The sequence below is a fragment of the Streptomyces sp. NPDC005774 genome (assembly GCF_042871645.1).
In the GTDB taxonomy this organism is placed as follows: domain Bacteria; phylum Actinomycetota; class Actinomycetes; order Streptomycetales; family Streptomycetaceae; genus Streptomyces; species Streptomyces pratens.
Map to the genome: position 1 here is coordinate 1 of NZ_JBIAIV010000104.1, position 8,355 is coordinate 8,355.

The window sequence follows — 8,355 nt, forward strand, 5'->3', positions numbered from 1 at the left end:
CCGCCCCCTCGCCTGTTACTCGCCGGTAAGGAATGATGGCGGGCAATCATCCACACGTTCAGGGGCGGTGCCACCGGTGACGACTTCCGAGGAACAGGAAAAGGAACAGGCACGGGAACGGGCACGGGCACGGGATCGGACCAGGGTGCACGCCTTCCGTGACGACGCCCTCGGCGACCACGACGCCGTGGGCCTCGCCGAGGCGATCCGCCGGGGAGAGGTCGGGGCCGCCGAGGCCGCCCGTGACGCGGCGGCCCGGGTCGGGGCGGTGGAGGACCGGCTCCACGCCGTCCAGGTGCACATCGAGGTCCCGGCGTACCGGTCCGAGCCGACCGGTGCCTTCGCCGGGGTGCCGACCTTCGTCAAGGACAACACCGACTACCAGGGGCTGCCCACCGGACACGGCAGCGCCGCGTTCGCGCCGAAGGCGGCACGCCGGCACGCCCCGTTCGCCCGGCAGTTCCTGAGCACCGGCGTCACGGTGCTCGGCAAGACCCGGATGCCCGAGTTCGGGTTCAGTCCGACCACGGAGTACGAGGGCGCCGAGCCCGTCCGCAACCCGTGGCACACGGGCCATTCGGCGGGCGGTTCGTCGGGCGGCAGCGCGGCCCTCGTCGCCGCCGGGGCGGTGCCGATCGCGCACGCCAACGACGGCGGCGGCTCGATCCGGATTCCCGCCGCCTGCTGCGGCCTCGTCGGGCTGAAGCCCACCCGGGGCCGGGTGGTCCCCAACGCCCAGGGCCGCCAACTCCCCATCGACCTCGTCACCGACGGCGTCGTGAGCCGCTCGGTACGGGACAGCGCCGCCTTCCTCGCCGCCGCCGAGCAGCACTGGCGCAACCCGAAGCTGCCGCCCGTCGGCCTGGTCGAGGGCCCTTCGGAGCGGCGGCTGCGCATCGGGCTCCTGCTCGACTCGCCGAACGGCGTCCCCTCCGACGCCGACACCCGCGCGGCCGTCACGGAGACGGCGGAGCGGCTGGAGCGGCTCGGGCACACCGTGGAGCCGGTGGAGCTGTCGATCGACCCGCGCTTCACCCCGGACTTCCTCACGTACTGGGGGCTCCTGTCGTTCCTGATCGGCGTCACCGGCCGGACCCTCGGCACGGGCTTCGACCGGCGCCGCATGGACGGCCTCAGCCGGGGCCTGCGCGAGACGTACGTGAGGGACTGGCAGCGCACACCGGGCGTGGTGCGGAGGCTGAAGCGCACCCGGGAGCCGTACGCGGCGGCGTTCCGCGGGCTCGACCTGATCCTCTCCCCGGTCCTCGCCCACACCACGCCCCCGCTCGGCCACCTCAACCCGGCCGTCCCCTACGAGACCCTGATCGAACGGATCCTCGCCTACGTCGCGTTCACCCCGGTCAACAACGTCGTCGGCACGCCGTCGATCTCGGTACCGGCCACGCACGCGACGCCGGACGGGCTCCCCGTCGGCGTCATGTTCTCCGGCCGCCCGGGCGCCGAACGAACGCTGCTGGAACTCGCCTTCGAGCTGGAGGCCGACGAGCCCTTCCGGGGCATCCGGGACGCCTGACGGGGGCGCCGGGCGGGCGGGCCGCGCTGCGGCCGCGCCCCCGGCGCCGCCCGCTGAGACACAGCGACCAGGGCCGCTCGGAGCGGCCCTGGGTACTTCCCGTGCTCCGGCGGGTCAGGCGTCCTGGCGTGGGCCGCCGTATCGGACCTGGTCGACGAGGGCGAGGAAGAGGAAGAGGTTCGGGATCTCCTTGACCGGCACCCTTGCCCAGGGCAGCTTCTTGCCGGACTTGCGCAGCACCAGCGTTCCCTGGGAGATTTCGACCTTCTCGATCTCCGGCCAGGTCAGACTGCCTTTTGTCGTGGCCACACCGCTCAGGTTCACCGAGATGCCCCCGTAGGCCAGGGTCTGGCCCTGCTGCAGCGTGGCGAGCAGTCTGGGCATCTGCGTCCGGGTGATCTCCTGCTGGAACGCCGGGCCCCAGCGCTCGGGCTGGGCGTAGAACTCGGTCACCTTGAGCGGCGTACCGTGCTCGCGGTAGAGCGTGTAGACGTAGGTGGTCCCGACGTAGATGCCGTTTGCATACCGCTCGGTGATCTCCTGGAGCACCGTCATCGAGTCCCAGCGGAAGACGGAGACCTCGCCGTTCTTTCCCACCTCAGCCAGGCCGTGCTCGAAGAGGTGCAGTCGGCGTGCAGCCTGCTTGCGCGAGAGATTGGGCGTTTTGAAGGCGAGCCAGATGAAGTAGGCGCCCAGGGGAGGAATGATCAGGGAGACGGTTCCCATGAGCAGGAGGGTGACTATCCGCACCATGCCGATGCGCTTCGGCAGGAATGTCTCCCGCAACCGGCCAAGCCCTTCGGTGCCCGGAGGCGTCGCCTCGGGGGCTGTCGTCTGCCCGGGTTCCTGCTGGGCGGTGGGTCCTGTCATGAGCCGTGCTCCTCGCCGTAGTGATCAGAGATTCGGCGATCATTCTGCGGTCGGGGCCGACGCTTGCACACGTCAGGGTCCTCTCGGCGGACACCGGAACCGGCAGGTGGGGTTGGCGAGGCGTGGGCGTGGACGATGACAGTGCGGACGGGCGGCTGTGGGAGCAACGAAGGAGTTTCCCAACTCCGGTCGGTTGTACGGCTATCAGCCGCTCCTGGCCGTCTACGGCTCCCAGGCCGAGCCGGCCGTCCTGACCCACCCGAACGCCGCCTACGCCGGCGTCGGCCGGTTCGGGGAGGTGCCGACCGCGCACACGACACCGGACGGGCTCCCCGTCGGCGTCATGCTCTCCGGCCGCCCGAGCGCCGAACGGACGCTGCTGGAGCTCGCGTTCGAGCTGGAAGCGGACGAGCCCTTCCGGGGCATCAGGGACGCCTGACGGGGGTGCCGGGCGGGAGGTGAAGGGAAACCGTGAGCCGTCGACCGGCGTGAGTACTGGACCGGTGTGAGCCGGGCCCTTCGGCGTGCTTCGCGTCATGGAGGCGGACGGTGTCGGGCGGGCGGGAAGGTCCTCCGGGGACCTGCACGGCGGAGGACCTTCGGGCAGGTCAGACCGAGGGCACGGGGACCGCCGGCTTCGCGGATGCCGCACCGGTGCGGACGGCCTTGGCGCCGCGGCGGTCGGCGATGAGGATCAGGGTCAGACCGAGCACGACCCAGGCGGTGAGGATCAGGGCCGGGGTCCCCGCTCCGGTGCCGTCGAAGAAGGCGTTGGCGCGCAGCAGGCTGCCGGAGGCGCCCGGCGGCAGGAGCTGCCCGACGGCCGTCCAGCCGCCGGGCAGCCAGTAGGGGCCGGTGCCCAGACCGGACAGGGGGTTGCCCAGGAGCATCATCACGGCCGCGCCGATCCCGAAGCCGGCCATGCCGGTCAGGGCTTCCAGGCCGATGAAGGTCAGGGAGAGGGCGGCCATGCCCAGGCTCAGGCCGAGGGCGGTGATCCAGTAGTCGCCCGCCAGGGAGCCGGTCCCCCACTGGAGGAACGCGGTGACCGCGGCTCCGGCGAACAGGGAGAAGAGCGCGGCACCGGCCAGACGTGTGCGCAGACCGGCGTGGCCGGGGAAGAGCCGGGTGAGGAGGACGGCGGGGATCATCCCGCCGAAGATCAGCGGCAGCGCGGCGGCGGAGAGCCCGGCCCCGCGGGGGTCGTCCTCGGGGAAGGGCGCCAGTTCGTGGAGGGTGGGCTTCGTCTGCTGCTCGGCGGCGACGGAGTGGGCCATGGCGGTCAGCGCGTTGCCGGCCATGGGGGCGCCCGCGGTGGCCGTGTAGACGTCGACTCCCTCGGGGGCCAGGACCAGGCCCCCGGTGATCTCACGGTCCTTGACGGCGGAGGCGAGGGCCTCGGCGCTGTCGTAGACGGTGACGTCCCACTCGTCCTCGTCGAGCGTCTTCTGCAGTGACTGGGCGGCGGTCTGCGGTCCCGAAACGCCTATCGGGACCTTGTGCGGACCGCCGTTGACGCTGGGCAGGGCGAAGGCGCAGAGCATCAGGGTGACCACGGCCGTCAGGCCGAGCAGGACGACGACCAGTTTCCGTACGGCGCCGGGCTGTGGGACCTCGGCCCCCGTGGTGGGCGTGGGATGAGGGGCGGGGTGATCGGACATGGCGGTTGCGGTCTCCTTCAGGCCTGCGGACGCGTCATCGGGCACAGGCATGGGCATGGGCACGGACGCCGGGCGGGGCGGTGGTGGGGATCGGTGGTCTCGCGCCGCCACACACGGACGGCACCACCCTGGAATGGAACTTGATTACAGGGTAACCTTATCCATGTGTCAAATGTCAGTGAGTCCTCTGCGGAAGCGGTGCCGGAAGAAGTGGTGCGGGCGGCACTGCGCGCCTCGCGCGCCCGGGGCGTGCCGGTGGCCGACGTCCCGCTGCTGGTCGTCGCCGAGGAGGCGGGCATCTCCCGCAGCACCTTGATGCGACGGCTCGGCGGCACCCGTCGCGCGCTGGACGAGGCGGTACGGGCGGCCGGCGTGGACCCCGGAGGCCAGAAGCCGGTCCGTCTGCGCGCCGTGGAGGCCGCGGCCGGGCTCATCAGCGAGCACGGCCTGACCGCGGCCACCCTGGAACGGGTGGCCGCCGACGCCCGGTGCTCCGTGCACAGCCTGTACGCGGCGTTCGGCGGACGGGACGAACTGCTGCAGGCGGTCTATGAGCGCCACGGCCCGATCCTGGACGTCGAAGCCGTCCTCGCCGGCCCGCACGAGGATCTGCCGGAGACGGTCCGCAGGATCTACCGCCTGCTGGCCGATGCCTTCAGCCGTGAGCCGCGGGTCCTGCCCGCCATGCTCGCCGACGCCCTCTCCCGCCCCGAGGACCCGCTGGTCCAGTCGGTGTACCGGCGATTCTTCCCGCGCATGCTCGACGGCGTCGGGCAGTGGCTGACCGAGGAGATCGCCGCGGGACGCATCCGGGACCTCCCCCCGCTGCTGCTGATCCAGCAGATGACGGGCCCCGTCCTCTCCCACCTCCTGCTGCGCCCCGCCGCCGCGCACCTGCCCGGCGCGGACCTGCCTTCCATCGAAGAGGCCATCGAGGTCTTCGCGCAGAACTTCCTCCGGGCCGTCGCCCTGCCCCCGCTCCCTGAACGGACCTGACGCCTCCCCGCCGCCGTTCCTCGCTCCCCATCTGCCTGAGCAGGGCTACGACGTGGCTCGGACGCCGTCTCTCGCAACCTTCGAACCGTCAGCCCGAGAAGAGCGCACCGGCACCCGCTGTCGCGGTCGGCGCCCAGTGAGCGTTCCGTCCGTGTGGACCTGGCCGGTCAGCCCTCGACCGCGTACGGCACGAAGTCGGCCCACGCGGCGTGGGCGAAGGCCAGCCGGCCGCCCTCCACGTCCTTGGAGTCACGGACGTGGACGGTGCCGGGCTGGGTGGCGATCTCTACGCACGAGTCGCCTTCCGGGCCGCTGCTGTAGCTGCTCTTGAACCACACCAGGTCGGTGGTGTCCCTGGCGGAAACCTTGCGGATCATTTTTCTCCCAGCAGTTTCTCGATGAGGGCCAGTGTCTCCCCGGGCGGAAGAGCTTGCGCCCGGATCGTGCCATATCGCAGTTCGAGAATGCGTAGCTGCTTTGGATCAGAGGTCGGGCGGCCGTTGAACGCACCGTCGGAACGCCCTACTGCTGTTCCATCCTCGAACTTCAACAGCTCGATCCTGCCACTCATGCCGGGGTGAGCCACGCTGTCCATCGGCATGACCTGGAGCGACACGTTGTTCAACCGCCCCACTTCCAGCAGGCGTTCGAACTGCTGCTTCCGCACCATTGTGCCCCCAACTCGGCGACTGAGGGCCGCCTCCTCCAGGACAAAACTGAGGGAAGGAGCTGGTGAGCGATCGAAGACTGACATCCGTGCCATGCGGGCGGCCACCAGACGATCCACGTCCTCGGCTGGATAGGGAGGTTGGCGCACCTCGAACAGAGCGCGTGCGTACTCAGGCGTCTGCAACAGGCCCGCGATGCTGCTGCACTCGTAAACCCCGATCTCAACCGCCCGCCCCTCCATCTGGGCCAAGTCCCGGACCTTCTTCGGGTACCGGACCTTCTTCACGTCCTCCTTCATCGCCGAGATGAGTCCCCCGGCGTTGAACAGCTCGTCCGCCGTGTCCAGGTACTCGGGGCGGGGGATGCGCTTGCCGCTTTCGATCTTGTAGACGAGGTCGTCGCCGTAACCGACTGCTACCGCGAAGTCGCCGACCCGCATGCCCGCCGCTTCCCGGCGGAGCCTCAACTGCCGTCCCACGGTGGCCACCACCGCGAGTGCCCAGTCGTCGTCCGGGTCGACCTCCCACCCCGGCTCGTCCGTCTGCTCCGTCTCGGTCGTGCCCCGCACCGCCTCGCCGTTCACCGACATGTCGCGCTCCTCCGTTGTGCCGCGCCGTACCGTCACGCGGTGCCGGTGGGAGCCGTACCGACAGTTCGGACAGGGCCGGACGAGCCATGGACGGTCACCCTACGCAGCAGCGCGATCACCCATCACGGTACGTCCGGTCGGCCACTCTGAGTGACGTGAATCAGGAAACTCAGGAAATCTCCGGGACGGACCCCCGACCCGGCTGCGAAGTCCGCAACGTCACGATGCTGCTGTCGTCCACCCCGCGCGGTGCCCGTCTCGCCCGCCTGCTCGCGGTGGACACGCTCCGGAGCTGGGGCCTGCCGGACGAGGCGGCGAGCCACGTCGTGGCGGAGCTGGCGGCCAACGCGGCCACGCACGGCCGTCTGCCCGGCCGCAGCTTCCGCCTCACGCTGTACGTGGTCGGCGCCACGCTCCGCATCGAGGTCACCGACACGCGGGGCGACCGGCTGCCCGCGCGGCAGGAGCCCGACAGCGGGGCCGAGTCGGGGCGTGGACTGCTGCTCGTCGAGGCGCTGGCGGACCGCTGGGGAGTGATCGAGGGACGGTTCCCGCGGAAAACCGTGTGGGCCGAACTGAGCCTTACGCCACCGGAACCCGTCCCCACGCGTTCCGGTGGCATCGACGACTGAAAGACAAAGAACGTGGGGAAAGAACCCCACCAAACCCCACCCCTCCCGCCCGTGGCCCGTGCTCACTCGGGAGGGTGAACATCCCCGGTTCGGCTGGATTTTGTGGCCCTCCAGGCCCGACGCTCAGCGCAGGAAACCAGCAGACATGCGACGGCCCCCGCCGGGACTGCAATCCCAGGGCGAGGGCCTGACCACCGAGGAAGCGAGACCTTCCTGATGGGTACCCAGAACCCTAACGTGCACCCGCACGCCCAGGCCCGTATTGCGGGCAACCAGCACCCGAATCAGGGGCACCGCACCGGCGGGCTGCTCCATGACAACTCCCGCCACACCGCCCGCTTCACGGTGATCGGCAACCACCTCGCCCAGCACGGCGAACTCTCGTTGCTCGCCATCGGGCTCGGCACCCACCTCCAGTCGCTGCCGAAGGGCGCGCCGACCGACATCAAGACCCTCACCGCACGCTTCCCCGAGGGCGCCACCCGTATCGCCGCCGCCCTGCGCGAACTGGAGACCCACGGCTACCTGCGCCGCGAACGCGTCCGCACCCCCGCGGGCCGCATCGTCACCCGCACCACCTCGTGCAACCAGCCGACGGCCGCCCGCCATTGCACCGGGGCCCCCGCTCCGGCCCCCGCTCCGGCCCCCGCCCCGGCCCCCGCCCTCATCCCCGCCCTCACCCCCGCCGCCGGCCGTCCGGCGGCCCCGGAACCGCAGCGGCAGGAACGCCAGGAGCCGCCGGAGGCGTGCGAAGGCGAGGGCGAGGGCGAGGACGAAGGCGAAGGCACGGGCGAGGAAGGCGCGCAGCGCGGGGCCCGCCGGAAGCGGGAGCCCCGTAAGCCGCTCCCGGACGTGCCGCGCCCCGCCTACCCCGCCCCCGCGCTCCTCCAGGCCGCCACCGATCTCCTCGCGGACCTGCGCCGCCACGGCTCCCACCTGCTGCTCTCCGCCGCCGACACGGCCCACCTGGCCCCCGGCGTCGCCGCCTGGCTGGAGCGGGACGTCACCCCCACCGCCGTACGCCGCGCCCTGACCACCGACCTCCCGCCCGAAGGCGTCCGCTGCCCCGCCGCCTTCCTCGCCCACCGCCTGACGGCCCAACTGCCGCCCCCGCCCCCGTTCCGTGCCCCGGCCGAGAGCCCTCACCCGGCCGAGCCCTCACCCGTCCGGTACGAGATGCGCAACTGCGACGGCTGCGAGCGCGGCTTCCGCGCCCCGGTACCGGGCCCCGACCGCTGCCGCGACTGCCGAACCGATCGCTGGGAAGCCGCCTGAAGCGTGTGTCGGAAGTGCTCTAGTGTCATGAGTTTTCAGTTCGCTATAGAAGTAGGCTGTGGGCATGGCACGCATGGGCCGGCCGACGGTCGAGGTGGTTCTGACGGACGAGGAGCAAGAGACGTTGCT

General features: G+C 71.3%; 9 protein-coding genes. 5 read left to right on the plus strand and 4 right to left on the minus strand.

Annotated elements, in window-relative coordinates; genetic code table 11:
• Nucleotides 1-76 precede the first annotated feature (76 nt).
• Nucleotides 77-1,534, plus strand: coding sequence for an amidase (locus tag ACFYQA_RS38790; protein WP_388928454.1), 1,458 nt, complete (start codon nucleotides 77-79; stop codon nucleotides 1,532-1,534).
• A 114-nt stretch (nucleotides 1,535-1,648) separates the two neighbouring features.
• On the opposite strand, the gene ACFYQA_RS38795 is transcribed toward ACFYQA_RS38790, so the two are convergent.
• Nucleotides 1,649-2,404, minus strand: coding sequence for a DUF6585 family protein (locus tag ACFYQA_RS38795; RefSeq protein ID WP_388928456.1), 756 nt, complete (start codon nucleotides 2,402-2,404; stop codon nucleotides 1,649-1,651).
• Nucleotides 2,405-2,561: 157 nt separating this feature from the next.
• On the opposite strand from ACFYQA_RS38795, the gene ACFYQA_RS38800 reads away from it, so the two are divergent.
• The gene (locus ACFYQA_RS38800) at nucleotides 2,562-2,843 is read left to right on the plus strand and encodes a hypothetical protein (RefSeq protein ID WP_388928470.1); all 282 of its coding nucleotides are present in this window, start codon (nucleotides 2,562-2,564) and stop codon (nucleotides 2,841-2,843) included.
• A 169-nt stretch (nucleotides 2,844-3,012) separates the two neighbouring features.
• On the opposite strand, the gene ACFYQA_RS38805 is transcribed toward ACFYQA_RS38800, so the two are convergent.
• Nucleotides 3,013-4,065, minus strand: a complete 1,053-nt coding sequence (locus ACFYQA_RS38805) for a hypothetical protein (protein ID WP_388928458.1) — start codon at nucleotides 4,063-4,065, stop codon at nucleotides 3,013-3,015.
• A gap of 165 nt (nucleotides 4,066-4,230) precedes the next feature.
• Here ACFYQA_RS38805 and ACFYQA_RS38810 point away from each other — a divergent pair, with 165 nt between their 5' ends.
• Nucleotides 4,231-5,061, plus strand: coding sequence for a TetR/AcrR family transcriptional regulator (locus tag ACFYQA_RS38810; RefSeq protein WP_388928460.1), 831 nt, complete (start codon nucleotides 4,231-4,233; stop codon nucleotides 5,059-5,061).
• A gap of 167 nt (nucleotides 5,062-5,228) precedes the next feature.
• Here the strand turns inward: ACFYQA_RS38810 and ACFYQA_RS38815 are convergent, their stop codons facing one another.
• Both ACFYQA_RS38815 and ACFYQA_RS38820 read right to left on the minus strand, forming a co-directional pair.
• A complete protein-coding gene (locus tag ACFYQA_RS38815) occupies nucleotides 5,229-5,438 on the minus strand; it encodes a DUF397 domain-containing protein (protein WP_388928462.1) in 210 nt (69 codons plus the stop codon).
• Nucleotides 5,435-6,319 carry a helix-turn-helix domain-containing protein gene (locus ACFYQA_RS38820; protein WP_388928464.1) on the minus strand — a complete coding sequence of 295 codons (885 nt, stop codon included), beginning with the start codon at nucleotides 6,317-6,319 and terminating at the stop codon, nucleotides 5,435-5,437. Before ACFYQA_RS38820 ends, ACFYQA_RS38815 begins: the two co-directional genes overlap by 4 nt.
• Before the next feature lie 155 nt (nucleotides 6,320-6,474).
• Between ACFYQA_RS38820 and ACFYQA_RS38825 the strand changes: the two genes are divergently transcribed.
• Both ACFYQA_RS38825 and ACFYQA_RS38830 read left to right on the plus strand, forming a co-directional pair.
• On the plus strand, nucleotides 6,475-6,951 hold the full coding sequence (locus ACFYQA_RS38825) for an ATP-binding protein (protein ID WP_388928466.1): 477 nt from the start codon (nucleotides 6,475-6,477) through the stop codon (nucleotides 6,949-6,951).
• A 216-nt stretch (nucleotides 6,952-7,167) separates the two neighbouring features.
• Entirely contained in the window at nucleotides 7,168-8,226 is a 1,059-nt protein-coding gene (locus ACFYQA_RS38830; RefSeq protein ID WP_388928468.1) for a helix-turn-helix domain-containing protein, read from the plus strand.
• Nucleotides 8,227-8,355 lie beyond the last annotated feature (129 nt).

What these genes read in the sequence shown, in the direction of transcription:
- ACFYQA_RS38795 (WP_388928456.1), bottom strand. Translation starts at nt 2,404, where the DNA reads ATGACAGGACCCACCGCCCAGCAGGAACCCGGGCAGACGACAGCCCCC.
- ACFYQA_RS38805 (WP_388928458.1), bottom strand. Translation starts at nt 4,065, where the DNA reads ATGTCCGATCACCCCGCCCCTCATCCCACGCCCACCACGGGGGCCGAG.
- ACFYQA_RS38815 (WP_388928462.1), bottom strand. Translation starts at nt 5,438, where the DNA reads ATGATCCGCAAGGTTTCCGCCAGGGACACCACCGACCTGGTGTGGTTC.
- ACFYQA_RS38820 (WP_388928464.1), bottom strand. Translation starts at nt 6,319, where the DNA reads ATGTCGGTGAACGGCGAGGCGGTGCGGGGCACGACCGAGACGGAGCAG.
- ACFYQA_RS38830 (WP_388928468.1), top strand. Translation starts at nt 7,168, where the DNA reads ATGGGTACCCAGAACCCTAACGTGCACCCGCACGCCCAGGCCCGTATT.